The organism is Mucilaginibacter sp. cycad4, assembly GCF_034263275.1.
GTDB lineage: Bacteria > Bacteroidota > Bacteroidia > Sphingobacteriales > Sphingobacteriaceae > Mucilaginibacter.
Genome location: NZ_CP139559.1, coordinates 1,647,295 through 1,668,834, shown reverse-complemented (window position 1 = coordinate 1,668,834; position 21,540 = coordinate 1,647,295). Strand labels below are relative to the sequence as shown.

General features: G+C 42.1%; 9 protein-coding genes. 3 read left to right on the top strand and 6 right to left on the bottom strand.

The genetic code is table 11. The features are described from left to right. Positions 1–95: 95 nt before the first annotated feature. The 6 genes from SNE26_RS06880 to SNE26_RS06855 all read right to left on the bottom strand — a co-directional run bounded on the left by SNE26_RS06880 (position 96) and on the right by SNE26_RS06855 (position 16,185). Positions 96–2,465: an ATP-binding protein gene (locus SNE26_RS06880; RefSeq protein ID WP_321558623.1), complete on the bottom strand. Its 2,370-nt coding sequence runs from the start codon at positions 2,463–2,465 to the stop codon at positions 96–98. A gap of 328 nt (positions 2,466–2,793) precedes the next feature. Then, on the bottom strand, positions 2,794–5,211 hold the full coding sequence (locus SNE26_RS06875) for a glycoside hydrolase family 2 TIM barrel-domain containing protein (RefSeq protein WP_321558622.1): 2,418 nt from the start codon (positions 5,209–5,211) through the stop codon (positions 2,794–2,796). Between the two features lie 22 nt (positions 5,212–5,233). Continuing rightward, the gene (locus SNE26_RS06870) at positions 5,234–7,390 is read right to left on the bottom strand and encodes a glycoside hydrolase family 3 C-terminal domain-containing protein (protein ID WP_321558621.1); all 2,157 of its coding nucleotides are present in this window, start codon (positions 7,388–7,390) and stop codon (positions 5,234–5,236) included. A 32-nt stretch (positions 7,391–7,422) separates the two neighbouring features. Beyond that, entirely contained in the window at positions 7,423–10,293 is a 2,871-nt protein-coding gene (gene galA, locus SNE26_RS06865; protein ID WP_321558620.1) for a beta-galactosidase GalA, read from the bottom strand. A gap of 81 nt (positions 10,294–10,374) precedes the next feature. Beyond that, positions 10,375–11,577 carry a glycoside hydrolase family 5 protein gene (locus tag SNE26_RS06860; RefSeq protein WP_321558619.1) on the bottom strand — a complete coding sequence of 401 codons (1,203 nt, stop codon included), beginning with the start codon at positions 11,575–11,577 and terminating at the stop codon, positions 10,375–10,377. A 456-nt stretch (positions 11,578–12,033) separates the two neighbouring features. Next, positions 12,034–16,185, bottom strand: coding sequence for a two-component regulator propeller domain-containing protein (locus SNE26_RS06855; protein ID WP_321558618.1), 4,152 nt, complete (start codon positions 16,183–16,185; stop codon positions 12,034–12,036). A 321-nt stretch (positions 16,186–16,506) separates the two neighbouring features. Between SNE26_RS06855 and SNE26_RS06850 the strand changes: the two genes are divergently transcribed. The 3 genes from SNE26_RS06850 to SNE26_RS06840 all read left to right on the top strand — a co-directional run bounded on the left by SNE26_RS06850 (position 16,507) and on the right by SNE26_RS06840 (position 21,494). Then, entirely contained in the window at positions 16,507–17,394 is an 888-nt protein-coding gene (locus SNE26_RS06850) for an AraC family transcriptional regulator (protein ID WP_321558617.1), read from the top strand. Between the two features lie 492 nt (positions 17,395–17,886). Then, a complete protein-coding gene (locus SNE26_RS06845; protein WP_321558616.1) occupies positions 17,887–19,533 on the top strand; it encodes an alpha-L-fucosidase in 1,647 nt (548 codons plus the stop codon). 8 nt (positions 19,534–19,541) lie between these two features. Further along, entirely contained in the window at positions 19,542–21,494 is a 1,953-nt protein-coding gene (locus tag SNE26_RS06840) for a glycoside hydrolase family 97 protein (protein WP_321558615.1), read from the top strand. Positions 21,495–21,540: the final 46 nt, after the last annotated feature.

The following is a 21,540-nucleotide window of genomic DNA, read 5'->3' as shown; positions in this document are numbered from 1 at the left end:
AAATTTATCCTGAAACACGCCAGGATCATTTTACCCCTATGAGCAAATGAAATTTTTATTTAGAAAATGAACAGAAAGTTTGATTCAGGAAGGTCTTATACATGCTCCTGCTTAAAAACGTGATGTAATACTTTACTATGCAGCTCATCGGGTAAAAAAGGTTTCATCACAATGTCGTCAAAACCTGTTTTATAAGCTTCGTCTTCCACATCTTTGGGGAGATTGGCGGTAAGCGCTATAATGGGGATATTTACGCCGTTCATTCTCATTTTCTTTGTGGATTCATACCCATCCATCACAGGCATTTGCAAATCCATCAACACGAGGCGATGTTTTGATGTATCCAGCTTGTCAAGTGCTTCCTGTCCGTTGGTTGCCACATCGGTAGTAGCACCCCAGCGTTTTAAATAAGTTTGCGCTACCAGCACATTCATCGGGTTATCATCAACCAGCAAAATAGAGATCCCATTCAGGAGCTTATCGGTTGCATCGGGTTTAACGTTAACACTAACCGCCTCTGTTATTTTATCAGCTTTTTCAAAGGTTTTAATAAAATAAAATACCGACCCCACTCCTTCCTCACTAATCAATTGTAAGGACGACCCCTGTAATTCCAATATTTTTTTACTGATTGCAAGACCTAAACCTGTTCCACCAAAACTGCGTGATATGGACGAGTCGGCCTGGGTAAAACGCTCAAATATAAGTTTCTGTTTGCCGCGGGGGATGCCGATACCTGTATCTTTAACAAACACCATTAATGTAGCCGTAGTTTCGGTTTGTTCTTTCACCTCAATCCCTAAAACTACCTCGCCGCTTGGGGTAAACTTTATGGCATTATGAACAAGGTTAGTAATTACCTGCGATAAGCGGGTAGGGTCGCCAAGCAGTTTATGCTGCAATCTCTTATCAAAATCAAGTTTCAGGGTTATATCTTTATCATGTGCTACTGTTTGCAAACCACCTACTACATTGCGGGCAATTGCAGCCAGGTCCATCTCAATACTTTCAAAAGTTATTTTCCCGGCTTCTATCTTGTTATAATCCAATACATCATTCACTATAGCCAAAAGGTTATTAGCCGAAAAAAGCATGACGTCGAGATGTTCGATCTGATCCTTTCGTGGCTCGTTCTTAAGCAGCAAATGGCTCATACCTATTACCGAATTAAGCGGTGTCCGGATCTCGTGGCTCATCGTGCTCAAAAATTCACTTTTAACCTTTAAACCCTGTTCGGCTTCGGCCCTTGCCTTTTTCAATACAAACGACACCCGGTGCGCCAACACAAGCGACTGCAAAAAGAAAAAAGCGATATATCCTAAAAAACTAACCAGCTGCAGCGGAGGTATAAGTGCCCAGTAATGAAAAAGCGATATCGCAAATACCGACATTAAAGCAAACGCGCTCATTAAAGCATAAACAGATCCGGGCCTGTTATTGCGCCAGGCTTTTGAGTATACATAAGGGATATAAACGAGGCAAAAAAGCATTACTGCTAAAAAGGGGTTCACCAGCTGGGTAAAAATCCAGGGAGGACTAAATAATGTCATTAAAGTGAACGAAAAGCAAATGCCATTAATAATATTTACAACCCGGCGATTTACATCTGCCGGATACAAGTATAATGTGTAAAGGCCAAACAAGCCTATTCCTAAAAATAAGCTCATATATTCCAGCCGGGCCGTTATGTACCAGTTAATATCGGGCAATAAGGTGTGCAGCACATAATTATCTGTACCTATGATCCGGTAACTATAAACTATTGAGAACAGGGCAAAAAGTAAAATGGCTTTATCACGGCTGCCCAGCAGGTATAAGCCAAGGAAAAATAATCCACCCATCAATAAACAGCCTGTCAGCATCAAATCGATACCTTCGGCACGGTGCCTGGCCAGGTCAATTCTTTCTGCCGGACCTATAAATATGGGTTTACTGATGCCTCCTTTACTGTGTATAAAATTGGAAATTTGTAATGTAATATAGATGGTATCACTGTTGGGCAAATCAATGGCATGATACTCCCAGTGCGCTTCAAATCCCTTCCCGGAAGTGGTTACCTTCCCGTTTGATGATACTAACTTTTTGTTAATATAAAGCCTGTACGCACTGTAAACATCGGGCATAGTTAGCTTTAATTCGCCATGCTTTTGGGGAAGTAAAACTTTAAGCCGGTAAGTACCATAGCCAAATGCAGGCAGCCTTTTGCCCCGCCAGGTATATCCGTTCCATTTAAACGGAAACTCAACCAAAAGCCTGTCTTTAATAGCGGCAGTATCATTTGGGTTTATCAATTGGTTCCAGTAAAACAGCCAGTTTCCTGTCAGTTCAATTTTATCGTTAACAGGCTGGTTGCGAAGATCAAGTACACCGTGTACCGCAGCTACATAGTTATTTTGTGCAGATCCCCTTGCCAGGAATCCAAATAATAAAATAAATGTAACATATATAACCTTGCTAACCTTCATTGGTTTTACGGTACTTATTAAACATCAAAGCTCATAAACTGATTCTTTTCCGGGATGTGGCAAAAGCTATTTTACCATAAATAAGTTCGCGGATATCTATAATTAAATGTGAAGATAACAACCGATATGAATATTTTGAATTATTTATTATGGCCTATTGGTTGATATAAACAATAGGTTAAATTGCCACAAGGTTTAAATAGTAATAGTTAATATTAAAACCCAACCCTGCTGAATAACAGCCATAAAAAAGACGAGGCTGTATCACAAATGATCAGCCTCATTTTTTCCATGACGATATCAATAGTTTAAAATATCAGGCAAACATTTACCTTGGTCTATTCCCGGCTGTTTTGATGGCTATAATTGCATCAGATAACCTCGCCGAACTGACAGTGAGCTTAATATCGCCGGTATTATGGGTGCTCCTGATTACCACCATGGCCCGGCCGTGCCAGGCTTTGCGTGAATTGCCTGCATATGGGTCAGTGTCTTTGATGTCAGCATTATCCACTCCGGCTATTACACCAGGTCCTTCGAGCTTAAATTGAAGGCGATCTGATGCGTTTGGTTGTAATACATCATCCTTATCAGTAATTTCAATTGCAACGTAGGACAGATCCTGCCCATTCGCCAATAGCTGATAACGGTCGGCAACGAGCCTGATCTTAGCAGCGGACCCTGAAGTTTGAAGGGTAGTTGATTCAATTTCTTTATCATTTTCAACGCCTACAGCTCTGAGGGTTCCTGGTGTATAGGGCACTGAGAAAATAGCTTTAAACTCCTGATTTACGGTGGTAGACTTTTCGCCAAGAAGTTTGTCATTGAGGTAAAGCCTTACTTTGGGATATTTGGAATATACCTCTACGTCCAATTTTCTGCCCTCAAAGCCCGGCCATGTCCAGCTTTTCCAGGTTGGCCATACCGACCACCAGGTTTCTTTAATTTCCAATGGTTCAGGGTTGGGTTCGCGGACAGCCATGTACAACTTTTCCTTATTATTGTACAACATACTGCGGTAATGTGATATAGGTTTTCTCCATCCGGTTAAGTCTATATCACCGCAATAAGCGCCGTGCCATGGAAAAAGATTATTTTCCCAGTGTTCTCCGGGCACTTCGCCCGAATAATACCAGCGGCCTATCCCCGCCTCACCTAAATAATCTATCGCTGTCCATACAAAATCTCCAATAATATAATTATTATTCTGTACCAACTTCCAATTGGCAAAAGCATCCCGCGGGTATGATTCTGTCTGAAAAATAACACGTGAAGGAACCCTTTTATGATCAGCAGGCGCACCTTGCAGTTGGTAATTATAGCCGCAAACGTCATGAGCTGCCATAAGCGGATCTAAAGATTCCCAGTCGTTGCCCCACTTTACAATTGCCGATGTTACCGGCCGTGTGCTATCTATACCTTTAACAATGCCTGCAAGCATTTTAGCAGTTACAACAGCTTCAGGTTTATTCCTTTCAACAACCTCATTACCAATACTCCACATAAAGATTGAGGGATGGTTCCTGTCGCGCAGCACCATTGTTTCCAGGTCACGTTTCGAGCATTGATCAAAATATACAGAATAATCGTACTTATTTTTACCAACTTTCCAGCCATCAAAAGCCTCATCAACAACCAATAAACCTAATCTGTCGCAAGCATCCAAAAAAGCCTCAGAAGGCGGATTATGAGAAGTTCGCACAGCGTTGAAACCTGCGGCTTTTAATAACTCAACCTTACGCTCCTCGGCCCGGTCAAAAGCCGCGGCGCCCAGGCAGCCATTATCGTGATGAACACATCCGCCGCTTATCTTGATAGTTTTACCGTTAAGCTGGAAACCATGCTCAACTGTAAACTTTAAAGAGCGGATACCAAATGTGTTTTTTGTCTCATCTACAAGATCATTGCCCTTTAATACCTGGATCTGAGCCCGGTATAAGTTGGGGTTTTCAGGTGTCCATAGCAAGGGCTTTGATACTTTTATAGTTTGTGTAACCTCTTTTTCGCTGTGGGCCGGTAACGCTAACTTTGTGGTGTTATTTCCCGCATCTTTAAAACTTCCGGATAGCAACCGGGTGTTGACAGCGATGCGCTGCGGAAAGTCGGTTTCATTTTTTATCATAGCCTTAACCTGTACCGAAGCCTGTTTTGAAGAGACTTCGGGTGTTGTAATGGCTACTCCCCAATTGGCTACGTGTAAAGGATTGGTCACATCTATCCAAACATGGCGGTAGATCCCGGAACCACTATACCATCTGCTGTTTATTTGCTGTGAATTATCTACACGTACGGCTATCACATTCTCTTTGTTAAAATCCAGGTAGGGCGAAAGATCATACCTAAATGAAGAATAACCATATGGCCGGATACCAAGGGATTTGCCATTAATAAACACCTCCGAATTCATGTAAACGCCTTCAAAATAAATGGAAACACTTTTTCCCTTCCATTCAGGAGCGGCCCTGAATGTTTTCCTGTACCAGCCAATGCCTGCCGGGAAATAACCACCGGCACCTCCTGTCGGGTTTTTGAGGCGTACGCTTCCCTCAATGCTCCAATCATGCGGCAAGTCAAGGTTACGCCAGGCATTATCATTAAAATCCCGTAACCTTGCCAACGAATCATCACCCAGATTAAATTTCCAATTATAATCAAACAACTGTTTTCGCCCGGAGCCACCCGGAGACTGGGCAAAACTTACAACATTGTAAGCCAAAAGCAAGATGGCTATTGCTATTCTTTTCATAAAAGTGGTATGCTTAACACAGTTATTTAACTGTAATTTTCGTTTTAAGAATTATATTACGGGATGAATTACCTAACTCAACAACGTATTTGCCGGCTTCCGTGTTCCAGCCTTTTTTTGCTTCATCATAAAATGCCAGATCTGCAACTTTTACCTGCATTTCTATGGTCTTAGTTTCACCAGCTTTTAAAAATATCTTTTTAAAAGCTTTGAGCTCTTTTTCAGGGCGCTGTACCGAACAAACCGGGTCATTCACATACAGCTGCACAACTTCGGCACCATTTCTTCCTCCTGTATTTTTGATCGTAAACGTCGCATTGATCGTTTCGTCTTTTTTATAACTTGACTTATCTGTAGAAAGCTTGCTAATTGAAAAATCAGTATAGGAAAGTCCATAACCAAAGGGAAACAGCGGCTCTATTTTTTTTGTGTCATACCAGCGATAACCAACCAATATTCCCTCTTTATATTCGGCTGTAAGATTGTTACCCGGATAGGTATTTAAATTAAACGCTGGTGAATCATTTAATGAAGCAGGAAAGGTAAATGGCAGTTTGCCGGATGGGTTTATAGTACCCTTTAATACATCGGCCAACGCGTTACCAGCTTCTGAGCCGTTAAACCATGACCAAACAATGGTGTGATTTAATTTCTTGATTTCGTTCAGGTCAAATGGAGCACCAGCCGTTACAACAATAACGGTATTGGGATTAACGGCACTTACTGCATTAACCAAAGCCTGCTCTCCAAAAGGCAGTTCCAGGCTTTTACGATCATGTGCTTCACTTTCGTATTCACGGTTTGAACCGATGCATAAAATGGCAACATCACTGCTCTTAGCAAGTGCTACGGCTTCATTAATCAGGTCCTGATCGGGTTTATTGTAGTGGCCATTTTGTTCAGCAGTTTTATTTGCCTGGTAATTTGCCCTGTAACCCTGAGCAAAACTGATATCAGCAGTTTTACCGAACCTTGATTTTATCCCCTCTAATGCTGTAACCTCCCGTTTTGCCTTTACACCCGCGCCATATCCTCCCAAAGCGAATGTACGTACGGCATTATCCCCTATTACAGTGATGCGTTTGATCCCATTTGTTTTTAAAGGCAATAATTGTTTATCGTTTTTTAGCAGAACGATAGATTCTGAAGCGATGTCATACGCGGCTTTAGCATGCTCCGGGGTTGCTATAGATCCTTTTGGATGGTTGGCACTCATGGATGTATGGTACATGAGCCATAAAATCCTGCCCACTTTATCATCAATAGTTTTTACTGAAACCTGGCCCGCTTTAACAGCGGCAAGCAAGGGCTTAGCCAAATACCATTGATCATACGGCCCGCTTGATCCCATTTCAATATCAAGGCCATTGTTTGCAGCAGCAACAGTATGATGCGTACCGGCCCAATCGGACATAACCACGCCTTTAAATCCCCAATCACCTTTTAAAATTTTGTTTAATAAATACCCATTTTCAGAGCACCAATAACCATTTAACTTATTATACGCCGACATAACGGTATAAGCATTCCCCTGCTGAACTGCGGCTTTAAAAGCAGGGAAATAGATTTCCTGTAAGGCCCTTTCATCAACTATCGTGTTTACACTATCGCGGTTAAGCTCCTGGTTATTGGCGGCAAAATGTTTAATACAGGCGGCTACATGCTGACTTTGAATCCCCTTTACAGATTGAATGGCCAATTGGCTGTTTAAAAAAGGATCTTCGGAATAATATTCATATGTACGGCCGCAAAGGGGCATCCTGCAGATATTAAAAGCCGGCGCAAGCATCACATTTTTTTTACGGGCATTCGCTTCCTCTCCTATTACCACGCCATATTTATTGGCCATTATAGGGTTCCAGGTGGCAGCTATTGCAGAACCATTGGGTAAAAACGTGGCCGAATCGGTTGTCCAGTTAGCCGACGCCCAATCAAAACGTTTAATTTCTTCGCGCAGGCCTAATGGCCCGTCATCACATGTCAATTCAGGAATACCTAAACGGGGCACACCTGCCGAAGAAAATAAAGCGTTGCCATGCAGCATTTCTATTTTCTCCTCAAGTGTCATCTTTTTGATGGTGCGGTTGATCTTTAATTTAATGGCCGCCTCATTTTTGTTTTGTGCAGATACACCGCCGAACAAAAAAAGCGTAATAACACAGGTAATTATATATTTCATAAACATTATTTCTTCAAATCTTTTGTTTAACATTATTTATCAGCAGCTGTAATTTCAATAACCGACTGCTTTAACTCCGGCGAGGTTGCTTTTAAAACTATGGTGCCCGGCTGCCCGGTTGACTGGACAATAACCTGGGCGTAGCCGCTAAAGAGTTTTCGCTTATATTGCGCTGCAGGGTAAACCAACTGGATCAGGCCGGGATCAGTATTAACGCCTGCCCAGATGTTGGCTTTAAGTAATGGGGTAGCTACAATAACTATCGTATTATTGCCGGGGTGTAGTAATGAGGCATCCAGCTTAAACTCAGTGTTTCCATCGCCCGCTTTGATTTCATGCCCTACCTCCCTACCATTGATGTAGATATTTTGAACTTTGCCAATGTTTTTACTAAATAAGGTGACCATTGCGGTTGCCACATCAGCAGGTACAGTAAAACCAGCCCTGTAGACTACGGCTTTTACCTTTCGGCCAAATGCATCGTCGCGTGTGTCTTTGAAAGCATTTTGCCAGTTGCTATCGTCATAATCCGCCGCAACTTCAGCTTTTACATTTAAATCGTCAACAAACTTCTCCTTAAATTTCCCTATATGAACAAGGTCTATCCGTTCCAGGTATTGATCAGCTTCCAGTGAAGTTGGGTCTCCGTTGCCCACACCTATAATTTTACCAGGACCAGTAAGTGAAAAACTAACCTCGTTTTGGGCAGTCGGCACACGCAGGTTGTTTTTGTCATCGGCCTGCACGGTAATTATGGCAATATCTTTTTTATTGGCCGTAATCGCTTTACGCTCGGCCGTTAATTTAACCTGATATGGCGTAAGCGTGGTTTTAACAACGTCATTGCCGACTTTAATGCCTTTTTTATAACCTACAGCTTCAAGCGTGCCGGGCTCATATTTTACCTGCCATTCCAGGTGCCCGTTTAGTTCCATAGTTTTTTTGCCGAGGCTTTTTTTGTTTAGAAAAAGTTCTACCTCGTCACAATTGCTATACGCGCATACCCTTATTTCCTGTCCTTCCTTGCCATGCCAGTTCCAATGCGGCAGCAGATGCACTACGGTTTGGTTAGTCCACCATGACTTTAGATAGTAGTAATCGTCCTTTGGAAAACCACAGGCATCAACCATTCCAAAATATGATCCTACTGAGGGCCACCCAAACGGTGTTGGTTCTCCCCGGTAATCAAAACCGGTCCAAATGAACATACCGGCCAGGTACGGACGTGCCGCATAGTGTTTCCAACCTTGTTCCAGGCTGTAAAAAAAATCGTTTTGTTTTCTGTCATAGGCTACAAGCTGTTGCTTGCTCATATCATCCTCATAAATTCCCCTTGAGGCAACCGTCGAACCCTCCTCGGTACCCCAGCTAAATTGATTCGGGTATTTTTTATGTTGCTCATCGGTGTTTTTGGTAGCAACGTAGTTGTAGCCTAACACATCTATCACCGTTGAGATCCCGGAGCCAATACCGCCGCTTATAGCGGCAGTAATATAACGCGTAGAATCGACCGACTTGGCAAAGGCTTGCATAGTAGCGGCTATCCGTGCGCCGGTAATATTGCCTTCAATGCCCCATTCTTCATTCCCTATCGACCAACTGATGATGCTGGGGTGGTTACGGTCACGCAGGATCATCCTTTTCAAATCATTTAATTGGGTAGGTGCCACACCCATTAAGCGGTTTTCATCGATAACCAGCATACCTAACCTGTCGCACGCGTCAAGTAATTCGGGCGTTGGCGGATTGTGTGAACAACGGTAGGCATTACAGCCCATGCCTTTTAAAGTCCTGATCCTGAATTCCTGTAAAGCATCGGGCATAGCAGCGCCTACGCCGGCATGGTCCTGGTGATTATTGGTACCCTGTATTTTAACGTGCTTTCCATTCAGAAAGAAGCCTTCATTAGCATCAAACCTGATGGTACGGATCCCAAAAGTGGTTATATAGCTGTCAATTACTGCTCCATTATCTTCAACCGTGGTAATCAGTTTGTGTAAGTTGGGCGCTTCTAACGACCAAAGTTTTGGGTTGCTAACCGTCAATGTATTTTTAATATCCTGCGATGCAAAAGGCTTTAAAGTAATCCCGGTGGTTGTTTTTGTCGCAAGGGCTTTTCCATTATCGTCAATAATAGTTTGAGTTACATTATAGTTCCTTGATTTTTTATCGTCATTGGTGATGGTGGATGTTACCGCAACATCGGCAACATTGTTTTTCATCATGGTTGTAACAAAAGTTCCGTCGGGAACAATATGCAACTGGTTTGTTTTGTTAAGCCACACATGGCGATAGATGCCCGCGCCTTCATAAAACCAGCCTTCTTCCATGGTTACATCGGCCCGTACAGCTATGACATTATTACCACCATAGTTTAAGTATTCGGAAATATTATACTCAAAGCCATTATATCCGCTGGGTTCGGTGCCTAAATAGTGCCCGTTTACCCAAACTATACTATTTCGGAAAACGCCATCAAACGCTATGGATATGTGTTTACCAAGGTCGGAAGCCGGTACTGCAAAGGTTTTACGGTACCAACCCACACTTGCCTCGGGGAAGTTACGGCCAATGGCTTTCGATCCGTGACTGAAACTGCCTTTCGGGCTAAAAGGTTGTTCAACTGCCCAATCATGCGGAAGGTCGATCTTACGCCATCCCCTGTCATCAAATTCTGCCGATGCGGCGCCATCGCCATACCCTGTTTTGGCCAAATAGGAGAACCCGCCGGTTCCGTTATAAAAATCTTTCGTAACATCGTATGCATGGCCCAAAGCAAAGCGCCAGTCATTATCAATAGACAAATGCTCCCGTTTTGAAGCTATGTCAGGGGATTGGGCTATAGTTTTCCCTGTAGTAGCGAATACTAAAATCAAAAAATACAAAAAGTAGGTTGGTTTCATTTTTTTAAACAAGGTTTGGTATGAGACACTAAAAATGGAGACACATGATAATCAGTGGATTTATCATCATTGCAGAAATTTTTAATTGGCACCCCCTACCAGGGCATTAATTGTGCATTGATCAAGTACTTTATTATTTCGCCTGTCCAGGGCAATGCCTATATCCCAAAAAAATGGCTTGAGGCCGTTGGCTATAGCTTGTTGGGTTGTAAACTTTATCCAATAATCTACAGCATCATTATGTACCGCCAGATCTTTTGGGGCAGTACGCCTGTAGGCGCCATATTCTCCCATCACAACAGGGATTCCTTTATCAACAAATTTTGCTTTCATGAGTTGGAAGGTACTCTTAACTTCAGCCTCTTCTCCATAGGTAGGGTTTCTTGAAGTATCCAACAACGAGTGGTGCCCGCTCCCCCAATAATAAAACATGTGGCCCCATGGTTCATCTTTTTCCATAAGACAAAAGTTGAAAGGTGAATAATAATGTACCTCGACCATTAGCCGGTTCGCTATCTGATCAGTTGGTAGGGATGTCATGAAATCACTTGTTTTTTCCATGTTAGTAGATGGACCCTGCAGTACCAATACACGGTAGGCATTTTTGCCCCCGGTTGATCTAACCGCGTTAATAAAAGTTTGATGATAGGTAGAAAGTATTGCTGTTGCCGCGGCATTATCTGCAGCCGGCTCATTGGCACTGGCAAACATCAAATGTTCGTCAAAATCGCGCATGGCTGTTGCAATTTGTTCCCAAAACGCCTTTTGTTTAGCGTTAACCGAATCTTGTTTTGCCTGGGTAACATTATTTTCAAGCCAGCCGCCATCCCAGTGAATATTGAGCAACACATACATATCATTTTTTACACAATATCGCACTACCTGTTTTACGCGGTTTAACCAGGCATCCTGTATTTTGGCAGTTTTTTTATCTGAATATTGATTCCAGGCACAAGGGATACGAATGGCGTTAAAACCGCTCCGCTTAACCAGTTTGATATAATCTTCAGTGATTAAAGGGTTGCCCCAGCCGGTTTCGGCGCCGGGTGCTTCCATTGTGTTACCGATGTTCCAGCCCAATTTGATGTTTGCTGCCTGTTGCACGGCAGTGTTATCCATTCCCGTTTTATCAGGAGCTTTGGGCGATATATTGTATGACGGATAAATTGTCCTGACAACGGCTGTATCCTTTATTGCCTTTTGAGGATTATTGCAATAAACAGCCTTGAGCGGCGAAGCAATCGAAAAAATAGTAGCAGTACACCAAAGTATACGTTTTAACATCGTAGTAAATTAAACAGGTTTGAAAATTGGCTTAAGCAATGCCAAACTTTGATTGCGTTTTACAATAAAGAAACATTGAATTAAGCTGCTAATCTAAATGCCGGGGTGCAATCGATTGTTCACAAATGGGGACACAAATGTTAAAACCACATACTGCGCTTATTTACAATATGTTAAAGCGAATTCACACCTAATAATCGGTCATAACTGAAACAGATGTTGTACTAAATTTAACAAAAAGGGCCAAAAAGCATTCAATTAAACCAATAGCAAAATCAGATAAATCGTTTTAAAAAAACAATAAATGCGATTTCGCGCGCAGACTAATGCTCCGTGCCCAAAGGAGAGGGAGCACTTTTTCTTAAAGTCCTTGTCCTTTGGAAAAGGTTTAGGTAGGCCATAAGCGATAAATTTTAAAAGCGATTGCGGTAAAACCGGCTGAAGGCTTATAAAAAGCTATTTATTCCTCTTACTGACATATGCAGACGGCAGGCAATTAAATTCGGCCTTGAAGCATCGTACAAAATATTTTTGGCTTTTAAAGCCAACCTTATAGGAAATCTGTGATATGGTTAACTGTGAATTCTCAAGCAACTGTGCGGCCCGTTTGAGGCGGATGGTACGGATCAGATCTACCGGGGACTTTCCTGTTAAAGCGAGTGCTCTTTTGTATAGGGTTACACGGCTTACACATAATTCGCTGCTCAATTCCTCTACCGAGAATTCAGCGTTGTCAATGTTTTTTTCGATCAGTTGTACCGCTTTTTTAATAAATGCTTCATCAAGTGATTCGGCTTCTACTTCCGTTGGCTTAACATCAAGCTGCTTTTGATAAGTTTTGCGCATATCTTGCTGCATAGCCAATATGTTTTTCAATTTGGAGGTCAGGATCTCGAAATTAAAAGGCTTGGTCAGGTAATCATTAGCGCCGGTTTCAAGCCCCTGCAATTGCTGTTCTTCATCTGTAACTGCGGTAAGCAGTACAACTGGTATATGCGATGTTCGTTTATCGTTACGTATTTTCCTGCAAAGATCTATGCCATTCATTTCAGGCATGCTGATATCGCTAACTACCAGGTTAGGATGAAGGGCCAGGGTTTTTTGCCATCCTTCTTTGCCATTAACAGCCTCGATGATATTAAAAGTATCATTTAAATTGTCTTTCAAATAAAAACGAAAATCCTCATTATCCTCAACCAGTAAAACGGAAAGCTTCTTAATTATATTACCGCCTCCCGCCTGTACCCAGTCCGCGCTTTCGGCTATTGCAGTAATCGGTAATTCAGGTTCATTAGTGGATACCTTTTCCTCTGTAGCTAAATCAACCGGTAAAAGTATCGTAAAATAGCTGCCCTGCCCAGGTTCGCTCTCTACTGATATTTCCCCGTTATGCAGCTTTACAAACTCCTTGGTTATTGACAAACCTATGCCGCTGCCCTGGTTAACCATAGAGCCCGGTACGTCGTTCTGAAAAAAACGTTCAAAAATTCTGTCCTGTTTATCTAACGGAATTCCAATACCTGTATCAATAACCTTTATCTCAAGCTGCCGCCCTCCGGTTGCCTTTTCAAGTATCGCCAGTAAAACGCTTATATGCCCGCCATCGGGAGTAAATTTAAATGCATTGGAAAGCAGGTTGAAGATGATGCGTTCAATTTTATCATGATCAAAGTTGATGATCATGTTTTGAATTTCCGAATCGAATACCAGCCTGATGTGTTTTTTTTCAGCTACATCCGAAAATGAATACACCATTTCCTTAATAAAATTGATAATATCCCCGCTCCGTGCATGCAGCCTGAGTTCCTGCACCTCCATTTTCCTGAAATCGAGCAACTGGTTTACCATATTTAGTAAACGTTTGGCATTGCGGTTAATTAATTGCAACTGGTTCCTCTGCTCTTCGGCCTCAGTTTGCTTTAAAATCTTATCAACAGGTGCCATGATCAATGATAATGGGGTCCTGAATTCATGGCTTATATTGGTAAAAAACTTAATTTTCATCATATCAAGCTCATGCATCCGCCTGGCCTCCTGCCGCTCATTTTCAATTAACAATTTAGCCTCGCGTTTCTCCTTTTCGATTTCAAACTGCCTCCTTATTTTTTGAATCCCCCGCCGGCGCATCAAAAAGAGAATTGCTGCTAATAGCAATATGTAAACAAAATAGGCAACCGTCGATTTCCAGAAAGGGGGCAGTACTTTGATCTTTAATGCTATATAATCCGGCTCCCATCTTCCTTCCTGGCTAATCGCCCGTACTTTAAAAGTATAATCGCCGCCGTCAAGGTTAGTGTAGGTGGCTTTTCGCGTAGCATTATCCGCGTCAAGCCAATCCTTATCAAACCCCTCCATCATATACTGATGTTTTACTTTATTGGGGTTAAAAAAATTAAGCGCGGCAAACTCAATGGTAAATACGTTTTCACTGTGTGTCAGCGTCAGCTCATGGGTTGCCGAAATAGCTTTTGACAATACAACATGCCCGTTAACTTCTTCATTGGCCCGGATACTTTTGTTATACAGCAAAAAATCAGTAAAAGTTAATTTAGGTTTATTGATATTGGCATGTATTGCCAGGGGGTCAAAAATGTTAAACCCATGCCCCCCGCCAAATATCAATTCGCCCCTGGTGGTTTTGAGTCCCGAATGCGTGTTGAATTCCCGGCCTTGCAGGCCATCCGTTTCGTCAAAATTTTCAAACCTGAAACCATAACCGGCCTTTTCGGGGATAAGTGTTACCCTGCTTAAGCCATTTGCAGTACTTAACCAAACTCTTCCCCTGCTATCCTCCAGTATATCCAATATTGAATTATCTGGCAAGCCGTTTTGTTTTGTTAACGATTTGAAGTTGTTAGTTTCGGGATTGAGTATGCTCAACCCATCGCGTGTCGCTATCCAGATCAGGCCGCGCCTATCCTGATTAATGCAGTTGATCGTATTACTGATCAAACTATTAGCATTATCTTTATTTATGCTGTAATGCACAAACCTGCCTGTATTTTTCAAAATCACATCGATACCAAAGTACCCTCCTACCCATATATTGCCCTTGCGGTCTTCAAACAGCGCTGATACATAAGGGCACCTGATATCAGTTTGTTTAAAGGGAGGGGAAAATTTCTTTTTTTCCCTGTCAAATATCTGGAGCCCGGCTGCAAATGTGCCGATCCACAACCTGTGCGAAGAATCTTCAAGAATACTCCACACCCGGTTATCAGCAATACTGCCGGCTATCTTATCATCATGTTTATAATGGGTGAATTTTTTTCCGTCAAAACAATCCAGGCCGCCAAAATATGTACCTATCCATAATTTTTGGTCATGGTCAATGCATAAACTCACAATAATATCATTGCTGAGGCTGTTTGCATTTCCAGCCTCATACTTATTCTGCTTAAAACTGCCGGTTTTACGGTTAAGGTAAATCAATCCACCTCCGTTTGTGCCAATCCACAGGTTGCCGTCTTTATCTTCAACAAACTTGTTAGCATCTTCGAAGGCTAAACTTTTGGGGTCCGACGCGAAGTGTCTGTACAATGGAAACCGGATGATGTTTTTATGATAATAGCTTACTCCTTCTTTAAACGTACCAGCCCACATAATACCCGAATCATCTTTATAAAGGATAACACTGTTTTGGCTTAGCGATTTGGCATCGTCCTCCCTGTTCAATAAATAGTTAACTGTAAAAGTTTTTTTATCCAGCACGTTTATCCCGCCATGATCGGTGCCTATCCATACCAACCCGTCATCAGCCTGAATAATGTTGCTGATGATGTTGGACTTTAATTTCGGCCCGGCAGATTCTTTACCGATGAGCCTCAATGCGCCGGTTGAAGGACTATAATAATATGCATTGGCGTAGAAATTAGGTGTATAAAACCATAAATCGTTATCCTTATCGACAGTAATGGCATAGTATCCATCTTTATTACTAACAGCTTTATTAAAAATATCAGTACGATAAGTAATTTTATTTTGTTTGACATCAAACTTTTCAACCATGCCGTTACGGTAAACTAACCAAATATTACCGGTAGCATCCTTTGTTATATCTGAGATGAAGTTTGAATATAATGACGCGCCTGAACGGTGATGATAATACCGGCGGGTTGTTTTGTATATTTCATTATGCCTGTACAAACCAGAATCCGGGCACAAAAGCCAAAACTCGCCTTTACCACTTCGGATTATTTTAGAAACGTTAGGATATCCCGGAAGTTTTAACGAGCGTGTCATTAATGACATATCACTGTCAAACTGTTCTGTCTGGGGATCATAAAAACAATATCCGCCGCGTGTTGATACCCATAATTTTTTGCCGGGTCCTTCAAAGATACCGGTTACAAAATCATCATTAAGCGACTTTTTATTATTAGCATCGTGTTTAAATATTTTAAAAGTATAGCCATCGTAACGATTAAGGCCCGATGCAGTGCCGAACCACATAAAACCTTCGGAATCCTTAAAAATACAGTTAACCTGGTTGTGGGACAAGCCATTGCTTCTGTTTAGCTGTGAAAATTGGTATTTGCCATTTTGTGCAAAAACAACACGAAGCATCAACAATAAAGTAAGTACGCTTAGGGATAATTTATATCTCATAGCTTAAAGATCGGGGTATTTATAAATACAATCAATAGATTAGGCTAATTGCAACAAATGGAAGATTTTCCGGATATGGCTTTCGTAAATATCGAATTTTGAACATATAAATCCAAGGGAGCTAAAATTATATGGATGATAAACCATAAAAAAGCTAAACATGCTATAATCGGTCATATTGGTTCATTCAAACCTACGGTAAACCATATTTCAAAATTTGATTGAAATAGACTTTTTTTTGTAAAAAACCGACTTTATTGAATTTAAAGTATTCATATACACTATAGTATATCAAAGCATTTTGCATATTTGTGATCCAAAATGATTAAAAGAAATTTAAAACACACTTTCTCGCTCCTTAACGTTGACTATGTAAAACTTAACGCGAAATGGAATTACAGGAATGTGATTAGTCCTTACTACCGAATTTATTATATCGATGATGGAGAAGGTGAGATATCGGATGCAGCCAGCATACTAAAGCTCGAACCAGGCTATTTGTACATCATTCCAAGTTTCACTCTATGTAATTTAGGCTGCAGGGATTACCTCGGACAGTATTTTGTACAATTCTTTGAGGATTCGACAGATGGCAGCTCACTTTTTGCCAATAACAGGGCTGTGTTAAAAACAAAGGCCACCGAAATGGATATTTACCTGTTTAACCGATTGCTTCAAATTAACCCGGGAAGGGGAATTAACCGGTCGGACAACCCCAAGGTGTATGAAAAGGATATTTACTATAAAGAATACCAGGAACTTAACAATCAGCAAAACACTTCAATGTACATGGAAACTCAGGGTATCCTGATGATGCTAACCGCCAAATTCCTCACTCCCCAGTTATTCAAACATCCGGAACATAAACTTATCCCGGTAAAAATTGCAGAAACCTTAAATTATATCCTTGTTAATTTACACATGGATCTTTCAGTGCACCTGCTTGCTTCCCGCGCAAACCAAAATGTCGATTACTTTTCAAGACAGTTTAAGCAATATACCGGAACCAGGCCGTTGAATTATATAAATGAAAAGCGTGTTGAGCGTGCACAATACCTGATGGCGACGAGCAGGATGTCTTATTCGGAGATTTGTACTCAAACCGGCTTTGATAACCTTTCTTATTTTTCCAAAACCTTCAAAAAGCTGACCGGCATGTCGCCCAGCGAATATAAAAAACAGATGTACCAGGTTGGCTTTAATCATTAGCCCAATACGGCGATGATAACGCATTTTGATCATCAATTATGATGCAGCTTTGAAATCAGCATAGTCTGAAATAAGCACCGGTAACATTTTAAATTCCCATTCAAACGCTGTAAATCAAATGGGCAACCTGTAATGGTACAAATACAAAACCCGGATCAACACAAGCAACAACTTACATTAAATGAGCTATTTATAACCACGCCTTCTTTTACGCGTTACACTTTATATCTTCGATTTCTTTTACCAATTCACATTTCCGTTACTATAGCATCACCCAAAAAGTCGGTTTTGTATAAAAAAAAGTCCCATTAGGTCAACTATTTGAATATTATTTCAAGGAAATTTGATTGATGATCAATTGCTGACAGACGTAACGTGAATTGCTGATCAACCAATTATAGATAATGACATATTGAAACTTACTTAAAGCCCCGGCTACCCGTTTACATAGCTGATCCGCGTAGGTACTTTTCAAAATCTCCAAACACAATTATGAAAAGAAGAACATTAATAAAAGGCATGGCCACGGGGCTCTCATCCCTGTACCTGTCGAGGGTTTTTGGCAGCAGTTTGCTGCGTACAAATTCAAACGCTGAAATTAATTCCGGCCCTTTTAAGCCTGATTGGAATTCATTAGCTCAATACCAGGTACCTGATTGGTTTCGTGATGCCAAATTCGGAATGTGGGCACACTGGGGCCCGCAATGCCAGCCGGAACGCGGCGACTGGTATGCACGAGGCATGTACCAGGAAGGCAGCGACCAGTATAAATACCACGTTCAAAAATATGGTCATCCTTCCAAATTTGGCTTTAAAGATGTTATTAACGAATGGAAAGCCGAGAACTGGAACCCCGATGAATTGGTTGGCCTGTACAAGCAGGCTGGCGCCAAATATTTTATGGCACTGGCCAACCACCATGATAATTTTGACCTTTACGACAGCAAATACCAAAGCTGGAACTCTACCAAACTCGGCCCCAAAAAAGACCTGATAGGCGGCTGGGCCAAAGCAGCTAAAGAACATGGGCTCCCTTTTGGCGTAACAGTGCATGCCTCCCACCCCTGGACCTGGTACGAGGTTGCCCAACGCGCGGATAAAACCGGGCCGTATGCCGGCGTACCTTATGATGGCAAGATGACCAAAGCTGATGGTGCCGGTAAATGGTGGAATGGCTATGACCCACAGGAATTATATGCACAAAACCATCCTTTAAGTAAGGACAGCCTTGATAACAACAGTATGGGCAGCCATTGGGACTGGGGCAATGGTGCAAGCGTACCCAGCAAAGCTTATTGTGATAAGTTTTTAAACCGCACTATTGAGCTGATAGATAAATACGGCCCCGAACTGATTTATTTTGACGATACTGCCTTGCCCCTATGGCCGGTAAGCGACGCCGGTTTAAAAATAGCGGCGCATATGTACAATACCAGCATTAAAAAGCACGGCAAACTACAGGCTGCGCTGTTTGGTAAAGTATTGAATGAGCAGCAGCGTAAATGCATGATATGGGATATAGAACGCGGACAGAGTAACCAGATAGAACCTTTACCATGGCAAACCGATACCTGTATTGGCGGCTGGCATTATGATAGGCGCATATTTGATAATAAAGGCTACAAAAGTGCCAAAACAGTGGTACATACCCTGGTTGATATTGTAAGTAAAAACGGCAACCTGCTTCTAAATATCCCATTACGGGGAGACGGAAGTATCGACAGCGAAGAACGTGCAGTAGTTGAAGGTATAGGCGCCTGGATGCAGGTAAACAGCGAGGCAATTTATGGCACCCGCCCCTGGAAGGTGTTTGGAGAAGGTCCCGCAACAGATTCAGCGGCTCCAATTAGCGCGCAGGGCTTTAATGAAGGCAAAGGCAAACCATTCGGAGCTGAGGATATCCGGTTTACTGCAAAGGGTAAAACCCTTTATGCTACTATGCTGGGTTGGCCAACCGGGAATGAAGCCATTGTTAAAAAATTAGCAAAAGGCAATGAAGCAGGTAATATAAGCAGTGTGAGCCTGCTCGGAAACGACAAGTTGAGTTTTGAGCAAACCGAGGCCGGCCTCAAAGTAAAATTGCCCGAACAAGCCCCTGGTAAAAATGCATTTGTTTTAAAAATTGAAGGAGCTATTTAACCTGTATCATGAACCTGAAAATTTGTTATGTCTTTATTACTGCCGTTTCATTGGCAGTTCCTTCCGTTGCGCAAACTTTTAAGCTTGTATCGCCAGATAAAAATACTGTTGTCGAAATAAACAACACCGGTAGCTTACAATACACTGTTTCCAGCAATGGTTTAACCATCATCCATCCTTCATCACTCGGTTTCGAATTTAAAGATGAACCGGCTATCGGCATGGGCATGACCGTAACCGGCCATGTGGAGCATTCTGTTAACCAAACGTGGACACCGATAGTAAAAGCTAAGCACAGCATTGTAACTGATCATTACAATGAACTGGAACTATCACTCGTAGAAAAATCGGCGCCAATGCGCCGCATGAACATATGGTTCAGGGCTTATGACGATGGTGTAGCTTTTCGTTACCAATTATTCGGGGCTGATAAAATCGGCGACCGGCAGATCGTACGGGAACTTACCGGTTTCAGCTTGCCGGCAAAAGCAAAGACCTGGGTGGCAGACTATGGCAGTTATACCTCCTCCCAGGAAACCGAATTCAAACCGAAAAATCTAAACCATATCACAGAAAAAACAATTGCCGGTTTGCCGCTGCTGATAGAATTAGACCAACGTCATTACGCGGCCATCACAGAAGCTAACATTGACAATTATCCGGGGTTTTATATCGGTTCGCTGAAAACAGACACCGGTGCTACTGATAAAATCAGCTTGATCACGAAGCTATCACCCTTACCTGGAGAAAGTGAAAATGGTGTTAAAGCCCGCTTCACTAACAACCTGCTTACCCCATGGCGCGTAGTGATGCTGGCTGGCACACCGGGTAAACTGATTGAATCGGAGTTGATACAAAACCTGAACCCGCCTAACGTATTGAAAGATCCCAGCTGGATCAAACCTGGCATGAGCGCCTGGGATAACTGGTGGAGCGGAGACGTAAAGGTAGACATGCCAACGATCAAAAAGTATATAGACCTGGCATCGGCACAACATTGGCCTTATATGCTTATTGACTGGCAATGGTATGGGCCATTTAACAAGCCGGAAGCAGATATTACCAAAGTGGCCCCGCAATTAAATATGCCGGAGATCCTGGCCTATGCTAAAGCAAAAAAAGTTAAATGTTGGCTTTGGTTATATAGTTCTGATGTTAACCGCAATGATAATTTTGAAAAGGCTTTTCCAATTTACGAGCAATGGGGTATTGCAGGGATTAAAATTGATTTTATGGACCGCGACGATCAGCAAATGGTTAACTGGTACCGCCGTATCATTCAAACAGCTGCAAAATATCATTTGATGGTTGATTTTCATGGTGCTTTTAAACCCGATGGCATCGAGCGGACCTATCCCAACATGATCACCCGTGAAGGTGTTTTAGGTGAAGAATATTCCAAATTTTCGACCAGGATAACAGCCGGGCACAATACCACCCTCCCATTCACCCGTATGCTGGCCGGGCCGATGGATTATACTCCGGGCGGATTTTTAAATGTAAAAAAAGATGAGTTCAGAAAAGGTAGCCCCACCCAGGTGATGAACAGCCGGTGCGCCGAGCTGGCCAAATTTGTGATCTATGAAAGTCCGTTTATGGTTTATTGCGATGCGCCTGAAAACATTTTGGGTAAGCCCGGAGCCGATTTTTTAAACAATATACCAACTGTTTGGGATGATACGAAAGTACTCGGCGGTTACCCGGGCCAATATGTCATCATCGCCAAAAGAAGCGGAAAAGACTGGTATATCGGCGCGATGACCAACGACTCTGAAAGAACGGTGCAGTTGAAAATGGATTTTTTACCCATGGGTAACTATACATTATCCTCATGGGCAGATGTGTTATCATCTCCTCAAAACCTAACCCGGTCAGAAAAAAAGGTATCGGCTAATTCGATAATCAATGTCCGTATGGATACTGCAGGCGGGTGGGTAGCTAAAATTACTCCCAATAATTAATTGTGAACCTTTAATCCGCCAAACAAAAATTTAATACAATGATCCG